Source organism: Klebsiella sp. C349492 (assembly GCF_042055345.1).
Taxonomy (GTDB): Bacteria; Pseudomonadota; Gammaproteobacteria; order Enterobacterales; family Enterobacteriaceae; genus Klebsiella; species Klebsiella scottii.
In genome coordinates this window covers 1-794 of sequence record NZ_JANQCE010000025.1, presented here as the reverse complement: position 1 = coordinate 794, position 794 = coordinate 1, and the positions used below count along the sequence as shown (strand labels likewise).

The following is a 794-nucleotide window of genomic DNA, read 5'->3' as shown; positions in this document are numbered from 1 at the left end:
TGCCATACCGCGCGCTGGAGGTCATTCGCCGCATCCACGATAAGGCCGGCGTGGGTATCGTTCTGGCGGGTATGCCGCGTTTGATTCTGAACCTCAAAGGCAAGCGCGGGGAGTTCGCCCAGCTATACAGCCGTGTAGGCTTTGCGCTCGATCTGCAGGACAAGCTGCCCCAGGCAGATCTGCAGGCGATCCTCACCAGTATGGTGGAGGAAGCCAGCAATGACCGGGTATTTTCGGCCTTTTACAAGGCATCCAAAGGTAACGCGCGCCGCATGTTCAAACTGGCGCGCGGCACCATCCGGGCCAGCGAAATTAACGCTACGCCGATTGATGAGGCGATGGTCGATAAAGTTGCCGGCATGTTGATTAGCTGAGGGGGCGTTATGACGATTGCAGCCGAAGTGAAAACAATGAAGGGTTTCCGTGAAAACAGTGGAAATGAAGGTGAAGTCTCTTTATGGATACGTCTGTTTAAGCCTGGGAACCTGATTTTTGATGTTTACTCTCAAGACCTTTTTTTAGCAGGTATTGATGAAAGTGAGTGGGATGTTGATGAACAGGCTGAAAAAATGATTGTTCTCAAATTTCACGATAAAAGATCATTCAAGAAGGTATTCGGCCTTGCGCGCATGATGCGGGCAAAAGTGCGTCAAATCAGTTAATTAGTTAACGTGGAGCAAGCAATGAAAAACTTACCCATTAATAACCCGCAGTTGATGGCGCCAATTAACTGCCTGATGCGTGCCGGTCTGACCGTAGTCGATTTTCATGATTTACGCCGCCCCGTGATTGAA

At 50.1% G+C, this 794-nt stretch carries 1 protein-coding gene and 1 pseudogene; both read left to right on the top strand.

Annotated features, from left to right (window positions below):
- A pseudogene (locus tag NWP14_RS27785) lies at positions 1–374 on the top strand (ATPase); the annotation flags it as partial.
- 9 nt (positions 375–383) lie between these two features.
- Positions 384–662, top strand: coding sequence for a hypothetical protein (locus tag NWP14_RS27780; protein WP_375216319.1), 279 nt, complete (start codon positions 384–386; stop codon positions 660–662).
- Positions 663–794 lie beyond the last annotated feature (132 nt).

Bases quoted from the DNA above. Each gene is read 5' to 3' on its own strand.
- NWP14_RS27780 (WP_375216319.1), top strand. From the start codon at position 384: ATGACGATTGCAGCCGAAGTGAAAACAATGAAGGGTTTCCGTGAAAAC.